This window comes from Halopseudomonas sp. 4NH20-0008 (genome assembly GCF_057548395.1).
Genome location: NZ_BAAJMD010000004.1, coordinates 177,016 through 199,791 on the forward strand (window position 1 = coordinate 177,016; position 22,776 = coordinate 199,791).

Genomic DNA, 22,776 nt, shown 5'->3' on the forward strand with positions numbered 1-22,776 from the left:
GAAGCGAGGCGGCTCAGGACTGATCAAGCAATCTGAGCCGCTCCCGCACCACTTCAACCAGTTGATCCGGTTGAAATTTTGACAGGAAACCGTCACAGCCGACCTTCTCGACCATGGCCTTGTTGAAGTTGCCTGACAATGAGGTATGCAGAACCACATAAAGCTTTTGCAAACGCGGATCCTTGCGAATCTCCGAGGTCAAGCGGTAGCCGTCCATTTCCGGCATCTCGGCATCGGTAATGACCATCAGCAGGCGCTCGGACAGGTCTCCACCCTCCTCGGCCCAGGCCTGCAGCTGACGCAAAGCGCGCAAGCCGTCGGTCGCCACATGCATAGTCAGATTCAGCTGTGACAAGGTCTCGCGCAACTGGTTGATACCGGTGGGCGAGTCATCCACCAGCAACACCTCACGACCGCGCGCCTTGTCCAGCAGCTCATCATCAAGCAAACCCTCGCTGACCTTGGCATTGAAGGGCACGATTTCCGCCAACACTTTCTCGACATCGATGATCTCGACCAGGCGCATGTCATCCAATCGGGTTATGGCCGTCAGATAGTGAGTACGGCCGGCTCCACGGGGTGGCGGCTGAACCGCATCCCAGTTGAGGTTCATGATGCGATCGACGCTGCCGACCAGAAAGGCCTGCACCGAGCGATTATATTCAGTGATGATGATGGTGCTGTCCGGCGCCGCCGGCAACGGCCGCATGCCAATAGCGCCGGACAAATCAATGACGGGAATGGTTTGGCCGCGCAGATGGATGACACCTGCCACATGGGGTGCACGTTGGGGCATCTGGGTCAGGCGCGGCAGTTGCAGAACTTCGCGTATCTTGAATACGTTGAGGGCAAACAACTGCTGACCCGAGAGACGGAACAGCAGGATTTCCAGACGATTCTCGCCAACAAGGCGGGTACGCTGGTTGACGGTATCCATTACACCGGCCATGTCGTGCCTCTCAGTGTCTAATTGCAGAGTGTCAGATCAGTATATTCCCACTCTATCGGCACTGACATGACTCTCTGAAGGGCTGCGATGACAACCCTCAGCCATATTTCAGTAGTAGGCGTTTTCCTTGACCGTATGATCGGTCACATCGCGCACGGCGGTGATCTCCGGAATGCGCGCCACCATGGTTTTCTCGATACCTTCCTTGAGGGTCACATCGACCATGCCACAGCCCTGACACCCACCACCAAACTGCAGAATGGCAACGCCGTTCTCAACCACATCAATCAGTTTGACCTCACCACCGTGACTGGCCAGACCCGGGTTGATCTCGGTCTGCAACAGATAGTTGATGCGCTCATTCAAAGGGCTGCTCTCGTTAACCATGGGCACCTTGGCGTTCGGCGCCTTGATGGTCAGCTGGCCGCCCATGCGATCAGTGGCATAGTCAACCAGCGCATCCTCGAGAAAGGGCTCACTGACCGCGTCCTGCCAGACATTGAACTTGTCCAGCGCCATCAGACGGTCTTCCGGCTTCTCTTCACCCGGCTTGCAGTAGGCAATGCAGGTTTCCGCATAGGGCGTACCCGGCTGGGTAATAAAAACCCGAATACCAATACCTTCGGCATCCTGCTTGGAGAGCAGGTCAGCCAGATAATCCTGAGCCGCGTCGGTAAAGAGAATGCCTGCCATGAAATGCCTCGTGCGAATATGATTTCGAGGCATTGTACGGGATCAGCGGCGACGAAGAAAGTCCTACCTTTTTACTAGGGTATACGCCGGTCTTACAGATGGACACATGCAGGACGTTCAGTGTCAGGCCTGCTTCTGCTAGACTAGCCGGCTTTTCCGAGTGTCATTGACCGGAGTACCCATGCCTGACCGCAACGCCCGCCTCAAAGCCCTGCATGCCGCCCTGCGCAACCGCATCCTGATACTGGACGGCGGTATGGGCACCATGATCCAGAGCTACAAACTGGAGGAGGCTGATTTCCGTGCCGAACGCTTTGCTGACTGGCCTTCGGACGTCAAGGGCAATAACGACCTGCTGGTACTGACTCAACCCGACGCCATTGCCGCCATCGAAAAGGCCTACCTGGACGCCGGTGCAGATATCATTGAAACCAACACCTTCAACTCTACCCGAGTATCCCAGGCCGATTACGGCATGCAGGACCTGGCCTACGAGCTGAATCTGGAGGGCGCCCGCCTGGCCCGTCGCGTATGTGACGCCAAGACGCTGGAAACCCCAGACCGTCCACGCTTTGTTGCCGGCGTACTGGGGCCAACCAGCCGCACCTGCTCGCTGTCTCCGGACGTCAACAACCCCGGCTACCGCAATATCAGCTTTGATGAGCTGGTCGAAGACTACATGAACTCGACCCGTGGGCTGATCGAAGGTGGCGCCGATCTGCTTCTGATCGAGACCATCTTCGACACCCTGAATGCCAAGGCCGCGATCTTCGCGGTGCAGCAGGTCTTCGAAGACGACGGTATCGAACTGCCGATCATGATTTCCGGCACCATAACCGACGCCTCTGGCCGCACGCTGTCCGGCCAGACTACCGAGGCGTTCTGGAACTCGGTACGCCACGCCAATCCGCTATCCGTCGGTCTGAACTGTGCACTGGGCGCTAAAGAGCTGCGGCCTTACTTGGAAGAGCTGTCGGACAAGGCGGCCACCCATATTTCAGCGCACCCGAATGCTGGCCTGCCCAACGCCTTCGGCGAATACGACGAAACCCCGGCGGAAACCGCTGCGATTGTCGAAGAGTTTGCCCAGTCCGGTTTTCTGAACATTGTCGGTGGTTGCTGCGGTACCACCCCGGCGCATATTCAGGCGATTGCCGAGGCTGTAGCCAAATACCCGCCCCGTGCGATTCCGGATATTCCCCGCGCCTGCCGGCTGTCCGGCCTGGAGCCTTTTACCATCGACCGCAACTCGCTGTTCGTCAACGTCGGTGAGCGCACCAACATTACCGGCTCGGCCAAATTCGCCCGCCTGATCCGCGAAGACAACTATACCGAGGCACTGGAAGTCGCGCTGCAACAGGTGGAAGCCGGTGCGCAGATCATCGACATCAACATGGACGAGGGCATGCTCGATTCGAAGAAGGCGATGGTCACCTTCCTCAATCTGATTGCCGGCGAACCGGATATTTCCCGTGTGCCGATCATGATCGACTCGTCCAAATGGGAGGTGATCGAAGCCGGCCTGAAGTGCATCCAGGGCAAGGGCATCGTCAATTCCATCTCCATGAAGGAAGGGGTCGAGCAGTTCAAGCAGCAGGCACGTCTGTGCAAGCGCTATGGTGCCGCCGTGGTGGTCATGGCCTTTGACGAACAGGGCCAGGCCGATACCGCCGCGCGCAAGCGCGAGATCTGCAAGCGCTCCTACGACATTCTGGTCAATGACGTCGGCTTCCCGCCGGAAGACATCATCTTCGACCCGAACATCTTCGCCATTGCCACCGGCATCGAAGAGCACAACAACTATGCCGTGGATTTTATCGAGGCCTGTGCCTATATCCGCGACGAACTGCCCTACGCCCTGACCTCGGGCGGTGTGTCCAACGTATCCTTCTCCTTCCGTGGCAACAACCCGGTGCGCGAAGCCATCCACTCGGTATTCCTGCTGCATGCGATCCGCAACGGCCTGACCATGGGTATCGTCAATGCCGGACAGCTGGAAATCTACGACGAAATTCCGAAAAAGCTGCGCGATATTGTCGAGGACGTTGTGCTCAATCGCTCAGCGGGCGGAACCGAAGCCCTGCTGGCAATCGCCGATGAGTACAAGGGTGACGGCAGCGTCAAGGAAGCCGAAAGTGAAGAGTGGCGTGGCTGGGAGGTCAACAAGCGCCTGGAGCACTCACTGGTCAAGGGTATCACCGCCTTTATCGTCGAGGACACCGAGGAGGCCCGCCAGCAGTGCGCGCGCCCGATCGAAGTAATCGAAGGCCCGCTGATGGCCGGCATGAACGTCGTAGGCGATCTGTTTGGCGCCGGCAAGATGTTCCTGCCCCAGGTGGTCAAGTCGGCACGCGTCATGAAACAGGCGGTTGCCCACCTGATTCCCTTTATCGAAGCCGAGAAAGGTGACAAACCGGAAGCCAAGGGCAAGATCCTGATGGCCACGGTCAAAGGTGATGTCCACGATATCGGCAAGAACATCGTCGGCGTGGTGCTTGGCTGTAACGGCTACGACGTGGTCGACATGGGCGTGATGGTGCCAGCCGAGAAGATTCTTAAAACCGCCATTGAAGAGAAGTGCGACATCATCGGTTTGTCCGGCCTGATTACCCCGTCGCTGGACGAGATGGTGCACGTCGCCAAGGAAATGCAGCGCCAGGGCTTCAATCTGCCGCTGATGATTGGTGGTGCCACCACCTCCAAGGCGCATACCGCGGTCAAGATCGAACCGCATTACAAGAACGACGCGGTAATCTACGTGACCGACGCCTCACGGGCTGTGGGGGTTGCCACCAGCTTGCTGTCGAAGGAAATCAAGCCGGACTATATCGCCAAGATCCGTGCCGATTATGAAATGGTGCGCGAGCGCACCGCCAACCGCAGTGCACGAACCGAGTACCTGAGCTATCAAGAGGCCCGCGCCAATAAGCTGAAAATCGACTGGAGCAGCTATACACCTCCTGCTCCGACCTTCACCGGCGTGCGCAGTATCGACGATATTGATCTGGCGACGCTGGCCGAGTACATCGACTGGACGCCCTTCTTCATCTCCTGGGATCTCGCCGGCAAGTATCCACGTATCCTGGAGGACAAGGTCGTAGGCGAAGCCGCGCGCAACCTGTTTGCCGATGCCCAGAAGATGCTCAAGCAACTGATCGATGAAAAACGTATTGGCGCCAAGGCGCTGGTCGGCTTCTGGCCGGCCAACCAGGTCGATGATGACGATATCGCGCTGTTTGATCAGCAGGGTCAACCCCTTGCCACCCTGCATCACCTGCGGCAGCAGAGCCTGCTGCCGGACAACAAGCCCAATCAGAGCCTGGCTGACTTTGTCGCGCCACAGGATAGCGGCCTGACCGATTACGTCGGTGGTTTTATCTGCACCGCCGGTATTGGCGCTGAAGAGCTGGCCAAGGACTACGAAGCCAAGGGCGATGATTACAACGCCATCATGGTCAAAGCGCTGGCTGACCGCCTGGCTGAAGCCTGTGCCGAGTGGCTGCACCGCGAGGTACGCAAAAATCTCTGGGCCTATGCCAGCGATGAACAATTGGACAACGACGATCTGATTCGCGAGCAATACCAGGGGATTCGACCTGCTCCCGGCTACCCGGCCTGCCCGGATCACACCGAGAAAGGCACGCTGTTCAGCTTGTTGGACCCCGAGGGCAACTCAGGCGTCACCCTGACCGAGCACTACGCAATGTTTCCCACGGCGGCGGTCAGCGGCTGGTACTTTTCCCACCCGCAGTCCAAGTACTTCGCCGTCGGCAAGATTACCCGCGATCAGGTTGAGGCCTACAGTACCCGCAAGCAGCAGGATCTGAGCATCAGCGAACGCTGGCTGTCGCCTAACCTCGCCTACGACAACTGAGTACCTGATGGCTTTGCTGCCCGCCCGGGACCGATTGCGCACAATCGCCCTGATTGGCCTGCCGATCATGGGCGGCATGCTCAGCCAGAGCTTGCTGAATCTGGTCGATGCAGCCATGGTCGGCAGTCTGGGCAGTGAAGCACTGGCCGGCGTCGGTTTGGGCAGCTATGCCAACTTCATGGCCATCTCGCTGGTCATGGGACTGGGTGCCGGGGTGCAGGCCATGGTTGCGCGCCGGCGTGGCGAGGGCAACAGTGCTGCCGTTGCTGCCCCGCTGAATGAAGGGCTGTTGTTTGCCGCGCTGCTGGCCATCCCCCTGAGCCTGATCTGCTGGCTATCGGCGGATCAGATTATTGCTTTCCTCACCGCTGACGCTAGCGTTCAGCGCATAGGCTCAGACTATTTTGAATGGCGAACGCTGGGCATACTGGCGGTCGGCGCCAATTTTGCCTTTCGCGGCTACTGGAATGGCATTCGCCGTACCGGCATGTATCTGCAGATTCTGATCATCATGCACCTGCTCAATATCCTCATCAGCTACGGTCTGATCTTCGGCCGCCTGGGCATGCCGGAGATGGGCGCCGCTGGCGCGGGACTCGGTACCACGATCGCCATGTTTTGTGGAACCAGCATGTATCTCTGCATGACCTGGTTTGCGGCCCGTGAACAGGGCTTTCTGCGCGTACGCCCAAAAGGCCGCGGACTTCGGGCAATGCTGCGCCTGTCGGTGCCCAACTCCCTGCAACAGTTCTTCTTTGCCACCGGCGTCACCACCCTGTTCTGGATTATCGGGCAAATCGGTACTGATGAACTGGCGGTCGCACATATCCTTATCAACCTGGCGCTGTTTTTGATTCTGCCCGGCGTCGGTCTGGGCATGGCCGCCACCACACTGGTCAGTCATAGTCTTGGCGCAGGCAAACCTGAAGAAGCCTATCGCTGGGGTTGGGATGTGGTGCGCGTGGCAATCCTCACCCTGTTCCTGATGGGCCTGCCCTTCTGGCTGGCCCCGCAGCTGGTACTCGGATTGTTCACCCAGGACCCGGCTTTGCTGGCCTTGGGTGAGTGGCCACTACGTGTAACCGGATTGGGCATGACCCTGGACGCCACCGCCCTGGTATTGACCCAGGCGCTGTTGGGCGCCGGTGCCAGCCGAACCGTGATGTCAGTGAATCTGGGCGGACAATGGTTGCTGTTTTTACCCCTGGCCTATCTGGCCGGACCGCTGCTGGGTGGCGGGCTGTTGACGGTGTGGCTGCTGCAAAGTGGCTACCGGGCCTTCAACTCCATGGTCTTTGCCTACATGTGGCGCCGCAGGCACTGGGTTGATATCCGTATCTGAGACAGACTGCACATTGCACAACGTCTATGCCATGATGAACCGGAATCCTGTATTGGCAGAGGACATGAACACGCATGAGTGAAGACAAGCAACCGCATGAGGATCAGCAGCCGGCCACACCGCCGACCGCGCAAGGCATGTCTCTGGGTGATACCTTCAAGAGCGTATTATGGGCAGCGCTGGGGGTACAAAGCAGCAAATCGCGGGAACGGGATTTTACCCAAGGCAAGTTCAGTCACTTCGTAGTTCTGGGCGTGGCATTTACGCTAGGGTTTATTCTGGTGCTGGTCGGCGTGGTCAAGCTGGTACTGCATCTGGCCGGCGTGTGAAACGAACCTGCTGAATGACAAGTCCGTTTCAGCGCCTGGCAAGAAGACTCAGTGCTGACTTACCCAAAATACCGCAGCAATTACGGCGATCAGGATAAGGGCTACGGCAGCGAAGGCATCAAGATGGCTATCGGGGTGAGCTGATTCCTGAATATCGTGGTCATTCATGTTGTGCAATCCTCTTATTGTTGTAGTGGCACTGACTGATCTTTCATCCAGGGCTTGCGCCCGTCCAGTCCTGCGTTAACGTTAAGCCCAGTATGCGGGGATGTCAAACCACAGGCGACAAACAGGATGCGCTTTGCTGAGCCTGGACCAAATAAGGCTCTGATCTAACCATATAGATAAACATTCCTTTTGTGCATATTGAAAATTTGCTATCGTCCGCCCTCAGTTTTCGCTTACTAGGACAGCTCCCAAGAGGGCTGCCACGTTCCCAGGACAGGTTGCCTGAATGTATATCTACGACGAATATGACCAGCGGATTGTCGAAGACCGTGTCAATCAGTTCCGTGACCAGACGCGCCGCTATCTTGATGGCCAGTTGACTGACAGCGAGTTCCTGCCACTGCGTCTGCAGAACGGCCTTTATGTACAACGTTACGCACCGATGCTGCGTGTGGCGATTCCCTACGGCCTCGTATCCGCCAAGCAGATGCGTAAACTGGCCTTTATCGCCCGCCAGTATGACAAGGGCTACGCGCACTTCAGCACGCGCCAGAACGTCCAGTTCAACTGGCCAGCATTGGAAGATGTGCCCGACATCCTTGCCCACCTGGCTGAGGTGCAGATGCATGCCATTCAGACCAGCGGCAACTGCATCCGCAACACCACCACCGACCAGTTTGCCGGCGTCGCCGCTGACGAGCTGGTCGATCCGCGCCCCTGGTGTGAAATCATCCGCCAGTGGTCAACCTTCCACCCGGAATTTGCCTATCTGCCGCGCAAGTTCAAGATCGCCGTCAACGGCGCTGTTGAAGACCGCGCCGCCATCGGCGTACACGACATCGGCCTGAATGTTGTTCAGAACGCAGCCGGTGAAGTCGGTTTCCGGGTACTGGTCGGTGGTGGCCTGGGTCGAACGCCCATGGTCGGCAGCGAAATCAATGCTTTCTTGCCCTGGCAGCACCTGCTGACCTATCTGGATGCAATCCTGCGCGTCTACAACCGCTATGGTCGACGTGACAACAAGTACAAGGCGCGCATCAAGATTCTGGTCAAGGCCCTGACGCCTGAGGTTTTTGCCGACAAGGTCAATGCCGAATGGGCGCACACCAAGGATGGCCCAGCCACCCTGACCCAGGAAGAACTGCAGCGCGTCGCCCGGCACTTCAGCACACCGCCCTACGAGTCCTTCAGCGCTGATGACGCCGGCTACCTGGCACAACGCCAGAATGACAAGGGCTTCAACAACTGGGCTATGCGCAATGTGCATCCGCACAAGGTCCCCGGCTATGCCGCCGTGACCCTGTCGCTCAAGCCCACCGCCGTCGCTCCCGGCGATGCGACCGACAAACAGATGGATGCCGCTGCGGATCTGGCTGATCAGTTCAGCTTTGGCGAACTGCGCGTAACCCACCAGCAGAACCTGGTGCTGGCCGACGTCAAACAGAGCGACCTGTTTGCCCTGTGGCAAGCCTGCCGCGAGCTGGGTTTTGCCACGCCGAACATTGGCCTGCTGACCGACATCATTTGCTGTCCGGGCGGCGACTTCTGCTCGCTGGCGAATGCCAAGTCGATCCCGATTGCCGAAGCCATTCAGCGCACCTTTGATGACCTCGATTATCTGCATGATATCGGTGATCTTGATCTGAACATCTCAGGCTGCATGAACGCCTGCGGCCACCACCATGTCGGCCATATCGGCATCCTCGGTGTCGACAAGAAGGGCGCCGAGTTCTATCAGGTCTCCCTGGGTGGCAACAGTGGCCGTAAAGCGGCTATTGGCCAGATTCTCGGGCCATCCTTTGCCGCCGACGAAATGCCAGCCATCATCAGCAAGGTTATCGACGTCTACCTGGTGAATCGAACCGCCGAAGAACCTTTTATCGATACCTTCGAGCGTATCGGCATGGCCCCGTTCAAGGAGCGTGTTTATGCAGCAAATCATTAAGAACGGGCAACTGGTCAGTGAAAACTGGCATTTGCTGGCCGCTGACGCCAGCCTTGCCGACCTGCCCAACAGCGATGACGTAATAGTCCCCCTGCCCCTGTGGCTGGAACACAGCCATGCCCTATCGCAGCGCGATGGCGGCCTGGGTGTCTGGCTGGATAGTCATGAAGAAGTGGAAAGCATTGCCGATGCCCTCCAGCACTTTCAGGTCATTGCCCTGAATTTTCCGGTATTCAGTGACGGTCGTAACTATTCCAATGCCCGTCTCTTGCGTGAACGCTATGGCTACAAAGGCGAAGTACGCGCCATAGGCGATGTCCTGCGTGACCAGCTGTTCTTCATGCAACGCTGCGGTTTTGATGCCTTTGTTATCCGCGAGGACCGCAGCGCGGAGGACGCCCTGCAAAGCCTCAAGGACTTCTCGGAGTGCTACCAGGCCGCCACCGACCAGCCGCAACCGCTGTTTCGCCGCCGCCAGGCTTGAGCCAAAGCCTCCCGGCAAGCCCGGGAGGTTCTTTCTCGAATACACCCTCCTCCACTGCAGTCACCCTTTCGCTCCTACAAAAACATCTTGGCCGGTTAATTATTGGGCGAAGTTCATTCCATATGTAGGAGCGCGCTTGAGCGCGAAGGGCATACAGTCTATTCATCCAAACCCAAGCAGCCCGCCACACCAGGATGTCCAGACATAAAAAAGTCCCGCCAGTGTCAACTGGCGGGACTTTTTACAGCCTGAAAGCTAGATCAAGCCTTTGCAGCTTTCTTGGCTTTCTCTTTGGCGATCACTGTCTCGGCAACGTTAGCCGGGCAGGCCGAGTAGTGCGAGAACTCCATGGAGAACTGGCCGCGACCCGAGGTCATGGTACGCAATGTACTGATATAACCGAACATTTCTGCCAGCGGCACATCAGCCTTGATACGCACGCCCGTCACACCCGCTTCCTGACCGGAGATCATGCCGCGGCGACGGTTAAGGTCACCGATAACATCACCAACATGGTCTTCAGGACTGTAAACGTCAACCTTCATGATCGGCTCCAGCATCTGCGGGCCGGCCTTGGGCATCGACTGACGGAAGGCGCCTTTGGCAGCGATTTCGAACGCGATGGCCGAGGAGTCAACGGCGTGGAAACCACCGTCGGTCAGCTCAACGACAACGTCCAGCACCGGGAAGCCCGCCAGCGGACCAATGCCCATCATGGAGGAGAAGCCCTTTTCGATGGCCGGGAAGTATTCCTTGGGGACGTTACCGCCAACAACAGAAGACTTGAAGGTGAAGCCAGTGTTCGGCTCGCCGGGCTTGATGATGTAATCGATCTTACCGTACTGACCGGAACCGCCCGACTGCTTCTTGTGCGTGTAGCTGTCTTCGATTTCACGGGTGATGGTTTCACGGTAGGCCACCTGGGGCTGACCGACAACCAGTTCAACGCCGTAGGTACGCTTGAGAATATCGACCTTGATGTCCAGGTGCAGTTCGCCCATGCCCTTGAGGATGGTTTCACCGGAATCAATGTCAGTCTCGACACGGAAGGTCGGGTCTTCTGCAACCATCTTACCGATGGCTACACCCATCTTCTCAGTGGAACCCTTGTCCTTCGGCTCAACCGAGATGGAGATCACGGGCTCGGGGAACACCATGGCTTCCAGAGTACAGGGGTGCTTGGGATCACACAGGGTGTGACCGGTCTGCACGTTCTTCATGCCGACGATGGCAATAATGTCACCGGCGGTGGCTGAGCTCAGCTCGTTACGCTCGTTGGCCTGCATTTCAACCATGCGGCCGACGCGCTCGGACTTACCCGTGAACGAGTTGAGGATGGTATCACCCTTGTTCAGGTTACCGGAGTAGATACGCACGAAAGTCAGGGCGCCAAAACGGTCATCCATGATCTTGAACGCCAGGGCCCGGAAGGGCTCATCGGCAGAAACAATCGCGAATTTACCGGTTGGGTTACCTTCTTCGTCGGTCAACGGCTGCGGGTTCACTTCCTGCGGCGCAGGCAGATAATCGACAACGGCGTCAAGCAACAACTGCATGCCCTTGTTCTTGAATGCCGAGCCACAGTAGGTGGGGAAGAAAGCCAGTTCCAGAGTACCTTTACGGATACAACGCTGGACGTCTTCGATGGACGGCTCTTCGCCATCCATGTAAGCCATCATGATGTCGTCATCCATTTCTACAGCCATTTCGATCAACTTCTCACGGTAAACTTCAACATCGTCAACCATGTCAGCTGGAACGTCAGTAACGTTGTAGTTCTCTGGCAGACCCGTTTCATCCCACACATAAGCTTTTCGTGTCAGCAGATCGACAACACCAGAGAATGTTTCTTCGCGGCCAATTGGCAGGGTCATGATCATCGGCTTGGCGCCAAGGACCTTCTCTACCTGGGCTGCAACTTTCAGGAAATCAGCACCGATACGATCCAGCTTGTTCACGAAGATCAGGCGCGATACTTTCGAGTCGTTCGCGTAACGCCAGTTGGTTTCCGACTGGGGCTCTACACCACCGGAACCACAGAATACGCCAATACCACCGTCCAGTACTTTCAGGGAGCGATACACTTCCACGGTAAAGTCAACGTGACCGGGGGTATCAATGACGTTAAAGCGGTGACCTTTCCAAAAGCAGCTCACAGCGGCTGACTGAATGGTAATACCACGCTCGGCTTCCTGCTCCATGAAGTCGGTGGTGGACTCGCCTTCATGCACTTCGCCAAGACGGTGAATACGACCGGTCAGCTTGAGGATACGCTCGGTAGTTGTAGTTTTACCGGCGTCAACGTGGGCAAAAATACCGATATTTCTGTATAGGGATAGGTCAGTCATAGCGCTCTCTGTAAGCCGGGTTCAAAATAGGCGGCCAATATACAGGATTTTATTCCGTTTTGCCTGCAGTAATAGCAGCGAAATCGGCAAATCCGAATTCTTTTTCAATTTTACCGGCGCTACAGCGCCCAGCCTGCCATGCTGACAGCGCAGCACCTGATTTGCAGCGAGGCGCAATAACGCTAGCCGGATGCCTGTCATCGTCTGCCTCGCTTGATTAATGTGGGCGAATAGCACTACACGCTGACCTTATAAAGCAGCAATGCTTTAACGTACCCTTGCCCCATAAACTGCGCTTCGACTCCCCTTTGGCCTATAAACAGCGACACCATGAAGCTCGACTATTCAATCAGCACAGAACAACTGGAGACTATCAGCCATAACGCTTATGACCGGCTCAACAGTCAATCCCAGGCGCAAGCTCAACATGTGCACAGGGCAGTTCAGCTCAGCCTGCTGATCGGTCTGCCGACACTGGCACTCGGAGGATTACTTGTTTTTGTCCTGCCACGATCAGTTGAAACCCTGATCGCCGCCCTTCTTGCCCTGCCGCTGGCAATTGTAATTGCGCGCGTCTATCTCAGACGCCCCCTTCCAGCACTTCCTGACAACTTTGGCGAGACGCCCATCGAACGCGCACTATGGGCGTCGATCCGTCAGCAACAGCGCGCACTGGCAGGCCGGTATCATCTGCAGCTGGGCGAATCCAGTATGAATCTGAGCCTGCCAGATGGTCGCCACAAGGTCATACCCTGGGACAAGATCAGCCTGATTGCAGAGGATGATCGCTTTTACTACCTGGCGACACCGGTGCAGCAGATAATCGACAGGTGTTTTTTGATTGCCAAGCAAGGCGATGGCGAGACCGCAGAGCATCAGGCCGCCCTGAAATTCATGCTCACCAAGCTCAGGCAAGACGGCAAGACTCAATAAGGCGACTTACATGCCGTGGCACTCAGGTTTGAGCACCACGCCTTGAAAGCGGTTAGCCGAGATTAACCACAACCCTGCCGACCATCTTGCCAGCCATAATCTTTTCGATCTGCTCAGGTAATTGCTCCAGGGTAACTTCGTGATCGAGATCGTGCAGGTCGGTTTTCCATTGCACCGACAGCCTGTCCCACATGGAGGCTTTGACCACCAGCGGCTGCTCTACCGAGTCCACCCCGAGAAGGTTCACGTTGCGCAGTATGAAGGGCAGTACGCTGGCCTGAAAACCTACACCAGCAGTCAATCCGCAGCAGGCAACACTGCCACCGTAACGCACTGACTTGAGCACATTGAAAAGAATCTCCCCGCCCACGGTATCGACGGCGCCGGCCCACTGCTCTTTGAGCATCGGCTTCTCCTTGCCCAGTTCCAACTGGGTTCGATCAACAATCTGACTGGCACCCAGACTGGTCAGGAACTTCGCCTGCAAGGCCTTGCCAGTGGAAGCCGCTACCTGATAACCGAGGGCCGCCAGCATGATAACGGCAATACTGCCAACCCCACCGGTGGCGCCTGTTACCAATACCGGGCCTTGCTCCGGGCTCAAGCCAGCCTGTTCCAGCTTGTCGATGCACAGTGCCGCTGTCAGACCTGCCGTTCCCAACAGCATGCTGTCACGCAGCGACAAGCCAGATGGACGCTTCAGAACCCAGGCAGCCGGCACGCGTATATATTGGCCATAGCCACCGGAGGTATTCATGCCCAGGTCATATCCCGTGACTATCACCTCATCCCCCGGCGACAGCTCTGCAACCGAGCTTGCTTCTACTACGCCGGCCGCATCGATACCCGGCGTATGCGGGTAAGACCGGGTGACGCCTCGATTACCTGAAGCTGACAGTGCATCCTTGAAGTTGAGCGACGAATAACGCACTCGAATCAGTACTTCACCTGGCGGCAGAGAGTCCACATGACGGGTGCAAACCTCGGAAACAAAGCCGCCATCCCGTTCGGATACCACCAGTGCCTTGAATTCGGACATAACTTACTCCTACCAGAAACGCTGATTGTGAAAGCGCGACAGCCAAGTCAGCAACAAGCGATCAAGCGCCGCCGATACCCCTGATGATAGCTTGTCCTGCAAACGCTTGCGGGCCACGTAATGAACTTCAAACACATCACTTTCACGGGTCTGCCCGGTGATGTACTGATCACTGGTCAACAGCTGGTCGGCCAGCGCATGGTGCAGAGCCTCCGTACCGAACCAGACTTCACCGGTAGCAACCGTATCAATATCCAGTTGCGGGCGGTATTGACTGACAAAGGTCTTGAACAGGCGATGAATGGTTTCCAGGTCTTCCTGGAATTTCTCGCGCCCCTTGTCGGTATTCTCACCAAACAGGGTCAAAGTGCGCTTGTACTCGCCTGCGGTGAGCATTTCATAGTCAACATCATGCTTTTTCAGCAGGCGATTGAAGTTGGGGATCTGCGCAACCACGCCAATGGAGCCGAGCATGGCAAAGGGCGCCGCAATAATGCGGTCGGCAATACAGGCCATCATGTAGCCGCCACTGGCGGCCACTTTATCGACGCAAATCGTCAGTGGAATACCGGCATCCCTGATGCGCACCAGTTGAGCCGACGCCAGACCATAGGCGTGCACCATGCCGCCTCCACTTTCAAGGCGCACAATGATTTCATCATCGCCGGTGGCCAGTTCAAGCACCGCTGTCACTTCCTGACGCAGGCTGTCCAGGGCGCTGGCTTTTATATCGCCATTGAAATTCAGCACAAAACTGCGCTTGCGTGGCTCACCCTCCTTTTCTGCCTTGCTGCGGATCTTGGCCGCAACCTTCTGCGCCTTGGCACGGGCCTTGAGCGCCGTCTTGTCGAGGACTGCATGGCTCAGGCGATCAGTCATTTTCTGCAGCTGGTCATTCAATTTGACCACGCTCAGACTTCCCTCCGCACGCTTGTTGCGGTCCTTGGCCGCAGCCAGCATGGCAACAACGAGAAAAACCACTATCAAAAAGGTCACGGCCTTGGCCAGAAACAATCCATACTCAGCAAGCCATTCCACAGGTGCGCTCCGGGTTTCACAGGGATAAAAAGCAAGCATACAGGATCGGCAAAAGGCTGTAACAGATGGACTAAAAGCGAATTCAAACGAGCGTATGATTTTTATTGACAGGGCTCTGGTGGACCAATAACCTCGTGTCTTGATTCAAGACACATAGGCGGGCGTTGTGGGTAGTATTTATCTGATAAGACATGGCCAGGCGTCTCTCGGCGCTGCCAACTACGACGTACTCTCGCCCATGGGCATCAAGCAATCCGAGCTGCTTGGTGACTACCTCCAGGCCACCGGCCTACGCTTTGATCGCAGCTATGCTGGCGAGATGCGTCGGCAGATTGATACCGGTGTACATGCACTTGGGCGTGTCGAAGGCCATGACAGCGAGCTGATCATCGACCCGGCCTTCAACGAGTATGCCTCCGATGAGGTCATGCGTACCTATCTGCCGCGTATTGCCGAGAAAGACCCCCAAGCACTGTTCCATGTGCAGCATGCCGGGCAATACCGCAAGGAGTTTCAAAAGGTCTTCAGCCAGGTCATCACCCTGTGGATTACCGAGACCCAGCCGGTTGAGGGCTGCGAGCCCTGGAGTGACTTTGTCGAACGCGTCAGGGACGGACTGAGTCGTGTGACCGAACAAGCCGAGCGCGGCGACAATATTGCCCTGTTTACCTCAGCCGGTGCCATCACCGCCGCGCTGCAACTGATCACGCACATGCCAGCTACCAGCGCCTTTGAGTTGAACTGGCAAATCGTGAATACCTCTGTAAGCCGTCTACAATATGGTAGAAACAAACTCAGCCTGGCCGCTTTCAATAGTCACGCCCATCTTGACCAACATCGGCAGCCAGATCTGATTACTTACAGATGACCCCTTGCGGCAATCTTTGCGTCGCATTTATGAACCAGAAATCAAGGACTTAAACATGACCAGCGTTGCAGACATCACCAGCAAGATGGAAACCAAGTTCAATTCAGCCGCCGCCGCTGGCCTGGATCTGGTTTTCCAGTTCAACATTGAAGACGACAGCAATTTCAACGTTACCATCAAGGACGGCACCTGTGCCGTTGCCCAGGGCGACGCAGCTACTCCGAACGTTACCCTGATCATGGACAGTGCCACGCTGGTTGGCGTTATGACCGGTGAAACCGACGGCATGCAAGCCTTTATGGCCGGCAAACTGCGCGCTGAAGGTGACATGATGCTGGCTCTGAAGCTGGGTGAACTCTTCCCTGCTTAAGCCACATCTGCATAAAAAAGCCGGAGCCATGTGCTCCGGTTTTTTTTCGGCCAAAATAGCTCCAAACAATCCCATGCCAACACGAACCCTGATAAGCCCATTCAAACGGGCGTTTGAGCTTGTCCGCACCGCCGCACTGGATTAGATTAGCTGATTGTCCATGCCACCCATTATAAGGAAAGCCATGAGCGCTACAGACCAGGCTACCCAGATTCGTCAAGGCGAAGAGCTGGATGTTACCGCCGTTGACCAGTACCTCAAGAGCCAGATCCCCGGACTGGAGGGCCAACCGAGCATCACCCAGTTCCCCGGTGGCGCATCGAACCTGACCTATCTGATTGCCTATCCATCCCAGGAATTCGTGCTGCGCCGCCCGCCCTTTGGCAAAAAAGCCAAGTCTGCACACGACATGGGTCGCGAATACCGGATTCAGAAGCAACTTGGCCAGGCCTTCCCCTATTGCCCAAAAGTCTTTGCACATTGCACTGATGAATCGGTTCTGGGTTGCGAGTTCTATGTCATGGAGCGCGTCAAGGGCATCATTCTACGCTCGGAAATCCCCGCAGAACTGGGCCTGGACGCCAGCAAGACGCGCGAGCTGTGCAAGAGCTTTATCGACAAGTTTGTTGATCTCCACAACCTCGATTACAGCGCCTGCGGTCTGGCCGACCTGGGCAAGCCCGAGGGCTATGTCAAACGGCAGATTGAAGGTTGGATAGACCGCTACCAGAAAGCCGCGACACCGGATGCGCCCGACTGGTCAACGGTCATGGCCTGGTTACGTGAGAAAATGCCGGCCGACCACCCCAAGCCCGGCCTGGTGCACAACGATTATCGCTTTGACAACGTCATCCTTGATCCAGAGAACCCGATGCAGATTATCGGCGTGCTGGACTGGGAAATGACCACCATCGGCGACCCGCTGATGGACCTGGGGAACACCCTGGCTTATTGGATCGAGGCAGCCGATTCGCAACCCATGCAGTTGATTCGTCGTCAGCCAAGTCATGCTCCTGGGATGCTGACGCGCCAGGAATTTGCCGATTACTATGCGCAAAAAGCCGGCATCGAGATCAACAACCTGGATTATTACTACACCTATGGGCTGTTTCGTCTGGCCGGAATCGTGCAGCAGATCTACTACCGTTTCTATCATGGTCAAACCCAGGACAAGCGTTTTGCCAGCTTCATTCATATGAACAAGCTGCTGCAACAGGCTAGTCTGGACGTAATCGCGGCCTCCTCCCTGTAACCCAACGAACAAGGACACCCCCATGCAAAAGACCCAACTCTTCGATCTGGACGGCAAAGTCGCCCTGGTCACCGGTGCCAGCCGTGGTATTGGCGAATCCATTGCCAAGCTGCTCGCTCAGCAAGGTGCGCACGTGATCATTTCCAGCCGCAAACAGGAAGATTGCCAACAGGTCGCTGACGCCATCAATGCCGCTGGCGGCAAAGCGACCGCCATGGCCTGCCACATTGGTGAAATGCAACAGATCAGTGGCACGGTCCAGGCCATTCGCGAACAGTTCGGCAAACTGGATATTCTGGTCAACAACGCCGCTACCAACCCCTATTTTGGCAACGTGCTTGATACTGACCTGGGTGCTTTCCAGAAGACCGTGGACGTGAATATCCGCGGCTACTTCTTTATGTCAGTGGAAGCTGGAAAGTTGATGCGGGAAAACGGCGGCGGCGCCATTCTCAATGTCGCCTCGGTGAACGGCATGGTGCCAGGTGACATGCAGGGCATCTACTCGATTACCAAAGCTGCCGTTATCAATATGACCAAAGTGTTTGCCAAGGAGTGCGCCCAGTTCGGCATTCGCTGCAATGCGCTGCTGCCTGGCCTGACCGATACCAAGTTTGCCTCTGCTCTGACCAGCAACGACAGCATCCTCAAGCATGCCCTGCAGCGCATTCCGCTGCGCCGTGCGGCTGATCCAAGCGAAATGGCTGGTACTGTGCTGTATCTGGTCAGTGATGCGTCCAGCTACACCACTGGCACGGCCATCAACGTTGACGGCGGCATGCTGGCCTGAGGCGGGAAGCCGGCCTGCCCAGTGCAGGCCGGCATGGCAGGACTATTGAACGCGCTTGAGTGCGTCCATCGCCTGCTGATTGACCGGCACCGGGGTCAACCCGGTTGCGCCTATCTCGATATTGAACTTGGCCCCATCGGCCATTGGCATGAAGCGCACGCTGAAAGCAGCCGCCTCGAGCACTGACTGCGTACCGGAGCGATCAAGCCAGCGCCACAGGTCGCGCCAGGCAGGGGTTGGGTGCAACTGATCGATAGAGCCAAGATTGACCTCACGCTGTTGCTCCAGCGCAAGATAACGTCCAGCCAGGCGATGCAGACGATAACCGTCCTGTAAACCGATGGCATGACCAATACCTCGCCAATGAACTACCTGCGCATCCAGCTCCCATAGATCCCCTGCCAGTGGCAGGCGACGCAAATCACCATCAGCCACGAATACCACCTGAAATTGCTGCTCGGCGGTTTTGCGAAACTCCAGACTGGCAACCACGTTTCCCGGCTGAAGCGTTCGGAACTGGTGCAGCTCCCAAGCACTGAGAGCCAACACGCCAGCAAACGCCATGACCAGCAAGAGCAGATTTCCCTTGAGCCAGGGCAACAACCAGGCCAAGCGCCAGCCCTTGAAAAGTGCCAGCAAGAGAATGAGGCCGGCTAGGCATGCCAGCAATGCGGCCAATCCATTGTACTGCATCGTATCTCCTGGGCTTTTCAGACCGGAACAGGGGGTAAGGGCTGGCCACGCAGGCGAGCCAAGTAACAATCTATCAACCAGCGGGAAATCGTTCCGCGGGGAGGAATGGCTGGCAAATCATCGACATGCCACCAACCCGCCTGTTCGATTTCGCCAGGCTGCGGAACTATCTCACCATCAATATACTGGGCATGAAAACCCATCATCAAGGAGTTGGGGAAGGGCCAGCTTTGACTGCCCAGGTACTCCAGCTTATCAACCCGGACATTGACCTCTTCCAGCACTTCACGATGCAGACATTCCTCGGCTGACTCACCGGGCTCTATAAAACCAGCCAGAGTACTGAAAAAACCCGGTTTGAAGTGCGGTGAACGCGCCAGCAAGACTTGGTCTCCGCGCGTCACAAGAACAATGATACAGGGTGCCAGCTTGGGGTATTGGCGAACATGGCAGCTCGGGCACTCCATGGCTCGTTCTTCATCGCGGGGCAGCATCGCCGTGCCACAGCGACCACAAAACTGATGGGTGTCGTACCAGCCATCCAGTTGCTGAGCCAGGCCGAGTAAGCGGAAGACGTCATCGTCAACCTGACCAATCAGCGTACGCAGACCATGCCAACCGAGACCCGGTAAATCCACAGGATCGCTGATGCGCAGCAGGTGGCAGGCTCTGCCGTCGAGATGCCCGAGCAGCAGACTATGCTCTGGGTTGCCCAAATAGCGCACAGCATCCGGATCATGCAATAGCTGCCCCTGGAGCATGGCGAATTGCTCCTGGTAACGGACCAGAACCAAGTCCCGGTCCTCAATGGGTGCCCGGCCGATGGCGGGAAAGAAACGCCGCTCTCGCTCACCTGCCGCCATCAGCCACCAACCTTATAACCCAATTCCGCGAGACTTTCTTCGGCCAGGGTCAAGACATCAGCGGTAGTGACCGCTGAGCGTTCGGCAGACTCAAGATAGAACTCGATACTGGTGAGAGCGTCCGCCAGCACTTCAAGTTGCTGGGGCTTGGGCACCCGCTGATTTTCCAGCATGTTTTCCTGAATAAAGCGTGTTGACAGTCCAATGATACTGGCTGCACGGCTCATGCCCAGGAAAATCAGGCCACCACGGACCGTTTCAAGTGTAGAGGGCACATTCATCAGATGCATGACGTCATTGCCGGATTCCATGTAGGCCGTGATGGCCCGTTTGGCCAGTGACAGACCCGCTTGGGACTCCTCAATCAAGACGATACGCGCTTCCTTGAGTTCAACTGGGCCGCTGTTTTGGGCCGCATCGGCGCCAAGTTGAGCGTCACTCCCGGACTGATCCAGTCGGTTGACTGCGGTCTCGGCCTGAAGCACCGCATCTGCAACGGCTTCCAGAACATCCATCTGCCCTGGCCGCCAGTTGGCCAACTGCGCTGCTGCGGCCTGAATTTCAGTCGCGACCTTGGCCAGGTCAAGCATCGACAGCGTCTTCCACAACCGCTCCAATGCAGAGGCCAGGGTCTCCATGGACTGATCAGGATCACCGGCATTGCGCGCCAGCAAGTCGAGCAGGTCCTTGATTGCACTGATTTCTTCGCGCAATGCTTCAGCCACGGAGACCATCACATCAACGCCGGGACCACGCAGCCGGTGGAATGCCGCCTTCAATTCAAATTCGGTATAACCGGGATCCGGCAATTGCAGAGCTGCTTTCACATCCTGACAGCGGTTGCAGTTGGCGTCGGCCAACGCGACCAGAAACAGCAGTTCACGAAGCAAAACCGGATTGGCTTCGACGCTACTGCTGGTTGCGCGTTTCTTCATTTCGCGATCAAGCTGAGAAAACAGTCTCTTACGCTGGGAGCTCAGCTCCAACGGTGTCTCCTCGAGTGCCTCTATGGCCGCCGCAGCGACCCAGCACATGGTTGCTGCCTGCTGATCAAGGCTGGCTTCCCAGCGTTGCAAGGCACGCTGCATCAGCGGAGCCGATGCCGCCATGCCATCATCCCGAATCAAACCCAGCAGGCCGAGCTGATACATCTGACGCAAACGATTGAAGGTTCGAGAGTCAAGGCGCTGGGCATCTGGTTTACCGCGCAGCGCAACGGGCAACTGGTCAGCGGACAGGTCGTAAAAATAACTTTCGGACAAGGCTGGGACGCCACTGCGATTGCTGCGCAATTGATTGATCGACGGCAGAAGCAATTCTGGACGCTCACTGCCCTGCTGACGGCAATGCTGCAGGTAGCGTTCAAGTAGAAACAGGCTGTCGCAAAGCGCCGACAGTGGCTCGTTTCGCTCTCCTTCAGCACCATCGTGCTCAGGAATATCGGTTGCCAGGGCAATCATTTCAGCCACCAGCAGCGCCGCACCACGCAACTCGATCAGGCTCAGGGTACCGCGCAACTGCTGAAGCCCTTCAATGGCCTGCTGAAGCAAACTCCCGTGATGACGATCTTCAAGAAATTGCTGCAACAGATCTTCAACTTCGCCCATGCTGGCAAAGAGTTCTTCCCTGACAAGATCTAGTGATGTGGCACCCGTTAACATCGTTTTATCTCCCCACCATCCCTGCACCCAGTCTGAAACGCCAGTTAATCGGCGAACTCAGCATTCTTTTTCGCCATATGCGCCATCATTGCCAACTTCAGGTCTTCTGACTGCAGCATGGCGGCATTCCATGTGGCTATGTAATTGAGGCCATCCTCAACACTGTGATCGCGGCTGTAGCGAATCATTTCCTTGGTACCGCGAACGGCCAGGGGTGATTTGCCGGCAATCTGCTCAGCTACAGCCATCACCCCGGCAAGCAAGGCATCATGATCATCCCAGGTGCGATTGACCAAACCCAGCTGCGCCGCCTCCTTGCCGTCAAACAGGCGGCCGGTATAGGCAAGTTCCCGCATCATGCCATCACCAATGAGGTGGGGCAATCTTTGCAGGGTGCCCACATCAGCGGTCATACCCATATCGATTTCCTTGATGGAAAACTGTGCATCGGCAGTCGAGTAACGCATGTCGCAAGCGGTTATCAGATCTATTGCGCCACCAATACAGTAGCCATGAATAGCCGCAATCACTGGCTTGCGGCAGTTATCCACGGCATTGAAGGAAGCCTGAAGACGCAGTACATTGCGGCGGATCTGTTCGGCCTTGCGACCAATGTCCTTTTGCATGTCACTGGCGGCCTGGGACAGCATCGCCAGGTCTATGCCAGCCGAGAAGTGCTTCCCTGAACCGGAGAGCATCACGACCCGCACACTGTCAGCCTGATCGATCCAGTCAAACACCTTGACCATCTCCTCCCAGAAAACCGCGTTCATGGCATTAATTTTCTCGGGGCGATTGATCCGGACATGGGCAATCTTGCCATGCTGCTCAACCAGCAACGTCTCGAATTCAGGCATCGACAACTTCTCCTTCTGGGGTGCTGCCCGGCGGGCAGCATGAGAGCCAATAAGAGATCAGACTATAACAAGCATAAGGATCAATGGCATAGCTCAAGCTATTCGGGTAATGGATGAGAATAAGCCATATGCCTATTTCGGGCGATAGTAATCTGCAGCACAAAAGCGCAATCTGACGTATTATTGCGCCCCTTAGAACCCCGTACTACAGCACTTTCACTCCCCTTTCGCGGTATGAACGGTAGAGGAAAACCCTGAATGATGCCTTGCCAACGACGCT

The 22,776-nt window shown here is 56.6% G+C and carries 19 protein-coding genes; 10 read left to right on the top strand and 9 right to left on the bottom strand.

The features are described from left to right. Window positions 1-13: 13 nt before the first annotated feature. Together AC27HQ_RS06055 and nfuA are read right to left on the bottom strand one after the other, a co-directional pair. Window positions 14-949, bottom strand: a complete 936-nt coding sequence (locus AC27HQ_RS06055; RefSeq protein WP_487155204.1) for a chemotaxis protein CheV — start codon at window positions 947-949, stop codon at window positions 14-16. 108 nt (window positions 950-1,057) lie between these two features. Next, a complete protein-coding gene (gene nfuA / locus AC27HQ_RS06060) occupies window positions 1,058-1,642 on the bottom strand; it encodes a Fe-S biogenesis protein NfuA (RefSeq protein ID WP_487155205.1) in 585 nt (194 codons plus the stop codon). Between the two features lie 181 nt (window positions 1,643-1,823). Here nfuA and metH point away from each other — a divergent pair, with 181 nt between their 5' ends. The 5 genes from metH to AC27HQ_RS06085 all read left to right on the top strand — a co-directional run bounded on the left by metH (window position 1,824) and on the right by AC27HQ_RS06085 (window position 9,784). Continuing rightward, the gene (gene metH, locus AC27HQ_RS06065; protein ID WP_487155206.1) at window positions 1,824-5,516 is read left to right on the top strand and encodes a methionine synthase; all 3,693 of its coding nucleotides are present in this window, start codon (window positions 1,824-1,826) and stop codon (window positions 5,514-5,516) included. A gap of 7 nt (window positions 5,517-5,523) precedes the next feature. Further along, the gene (locus AC27HQ_RS06070; protein WP_487155208.1) at window positions 5,524-6,858 is read left to right on the top strand and encodes an MATE family efflux transporter; all 1,335 of its coding nucleotides are present in this window, start codon (window positions 5,524-5,526) and stop codon (window positions 6,856-6,858) included. A gap of 137 nt (window positions 6,859-6,995) precedes the next feature. Next, window positions 6,996-7,187 (top strand): DUF2970 domain-containing protein, encoded by a 192-nt coding sequence (locus AC27HQ_RS06075; protein WP_487155331.1) that lies wholly within the window; start codon window positions 6,996-6,998, stop codon window positions 7,185-7,187. Window positions 7,188-7,641: 454 nt separating this feature from the next. Next, window positions 7,642-9,300, top strand: a complete 1,659-nt coding sequence (locus tag AC27HQ_RS06080) for a nitrite/sulfite reductase (protein ID WP_487155209.1) — start codon at window positions 7,642-7,644, stop codon at window positions 9,298-9,300. Next, window positions 9,284-9,784, top strand: a complete 501-nt coding sequence (locus AC27HQ_RS06085; protein WP_487155210.1) for a DUF934 domain-containing protein — start codon at window positions 9,284-9,286, stop codon at window positions 9,782-9,784. The genes AC27HQ_RS06080 and AC27HQ_RS06085 overlap by 17 nt, the downstream gene beginning before the upstream one ends. Window positions 9,785-10,044: 260 nt before the next feature. On the opposite strand, the gene fusA is transcribed toward AC27HQ_RS06085, so the two are convergent. Beyond that, window positions 10,045-12,132 (bottom strand): elongation factor G, encoded by a 2,088-nt coding sequence (gene fusA / locus AC27HQ_RS06090; RefSeq protein WP_487155212.1) that lies wholly within the window; start codon window positions 12,130-12,132, stop codon window positions 10,045-10,047. A gap of 330 nt (window positions 12,133-12,462) precedes the next feature. Here fusA and AC27HQ_RS06095 point away from each other — a divergent pair, with 330 nt between their 5' ends. Then, window positions 12,463-13,065 (top strand): hypothetical protein, encoded by a 603-nt coding sequence (locus AC27HQ_RS06095; protein WP_487155213.1) that lies wholly within the window; start codon window positions 12,463-12,465, stop codon window positions 13,063-13,065. Window positions 13,066-13,117: 52 nt separating this feature from the next. Here AC27HQ_RS06095 and AC27HQ_RS06100 read toward each other — a convergent pair whose 3' ends face one another. Both AC27HQ_RS06100 and sohB read right to left on the bottom strand, forming a co-directional pair. Further along, window positions 13,118-14,104: a YhdH/YhfP family quinone oxidoreductase gene (locus tag AC27HQ_RS06100; RefSeq protein ID WP_487155215.1), complete on the bottom strand. Its 987-nt coding sequence runs from the start codon at window positions 14,102-14,104 to the stop codon at window positions 13,118-13,120. 9 nt (window positions 14,105-14,113) lie between these two features. Next, window positions 14,114-15,142, bottom strand: a complete 1,029-nt coding sequence (gene sohB / locus AC27HQ_RS06105; RefSeq protein WP_487155216.1) for a protease SohB — start codon at window positions 15,140-15,142, stop codon at window positions 14,114-14,116. Window positions 15,143-15,308: 166 nt separating this feature from the next. On the opposite strand from sohB, the gene AC27HQ_RS06110 reads away from it, so the two are divergent. The 4 genes from AC27HQ_RS06110 to AC27HQ_RS06125 all read left to right on the top strand — a co-directional run bounded on the left by AC27HQ_RS06110 (window position 15,309) and on the right by AC27HQ_RS06125 (window position 18,422). After that, window positions 15,309-16,010 (top strand): histidine phosphatase family protein, encoded by a 702-nt coding sequence (locus tag AC27HQ_RS06110; protein WP_487155217.1) that lies wholly within the window; start codon window positions 15,309-15,311, stop codon window positions 16,008-16,010. Between the two features lie 55 nt (window positions 16,011-16,065). Continuing rightward, the gene (locus tag AC27HQ_RS06115; protein WP_487155218.1) at window positions 16,066-16,380 is read left to right on the top strand and encodes an SCP2 sterol-binding domain-containing protein; all 315 of its coding nucleotides are present in this window, start codon (window positions 16,066-16,068) and stop codon (window positions 16,378-16,380) included. Between the two features lie 184 nt (window positions 16,381-16,564). Continuing rightward, window positions 16,565-17,632 carry a phosphotransferase family protein gene (locus tag AC27HQ_RS06120; RefSeq protein WP_487155219.1) on the top strand — a complete coding sequence of 356 codons (1,068 nt, stop codon included), beginning with the start codon at window positions 16,565-16,567 and terminating at the stop codon, window positions 17,630-17,632. Between the two features lie 22 nt (window positions 17,633-17,654). After that, complete coding sequence (locus AC27HQ_RS06125; RefSeq protein WP_487155221.1) at window positions 17,655-18,422, top strand: SDR family oxidoreductase; 768 nt, start codon at window positions 17,655-17,657, stop codon at window positions 18,420-18,422. 42 nt (window positions 18,423-18,464) lie between these two features. On the opposite strand, the gene AC27HQ_RS06130 is transcribed toward AC27HQ_RS06125, so the two are convergent. The 4 genes from AC27HQ_RS06130 to AC27HQ_RS06145 are packed head-to-tail and all read right to left on the bottom strand — an operon-like array spanning window position 18,465 to window position 22,496. After that, window positions 18,465-19,115, bottom strand: coding sequence for a hypothetical protein (locus AC27HQ_RS06130; RefSeq protein ID WP_487155222.1), 651 nt, complete (start codon window positions 19,113-19,115; stop codon window positions 18,465-18,467). Between the two features lie 17 nt (window positions 19,116-19,132). Beyond that, entirely contained in the window at window positions 19,133-19,978 is an 846-nt protein-coding gene (nudC, locus tag AC27HQ_RS06135; RefSeq protein ID WP_487155224.1) for an NAD(+) diphosphatase, read from the bottom strand. Continuing rightward, window positions 19,978-21,639, bottom strand: a complete 1,662-nt coding sequence (locus tag AC27HQ_RS06140) for a FimL-related protein (protein ID WP_487155225.1) — start codon at window positions 21,637-21,639, stop codon at window positions 19,978-19,980. Before AC27HQ_RS06140 ends, nudC begins: the two co-directional genes overlap by 1 nt. Window positions 21,640-21,683: 44 nt before the next feature. Next, on the bottom strand, window positions 21,684-22,496 hold the full coding sequence (locus AC27HQ_RS06145; RefSeq protein ID WP_487155227.1) for a crotonase/enoyl-CoA hydratase family protein: 813 nt from the start codon (window positions 22,494-22,496) through the stop codon (window positions 21,684-21,686). Between the last annotated feature and the right edge of the window lie 280 nt (window positions 22,497-22,776).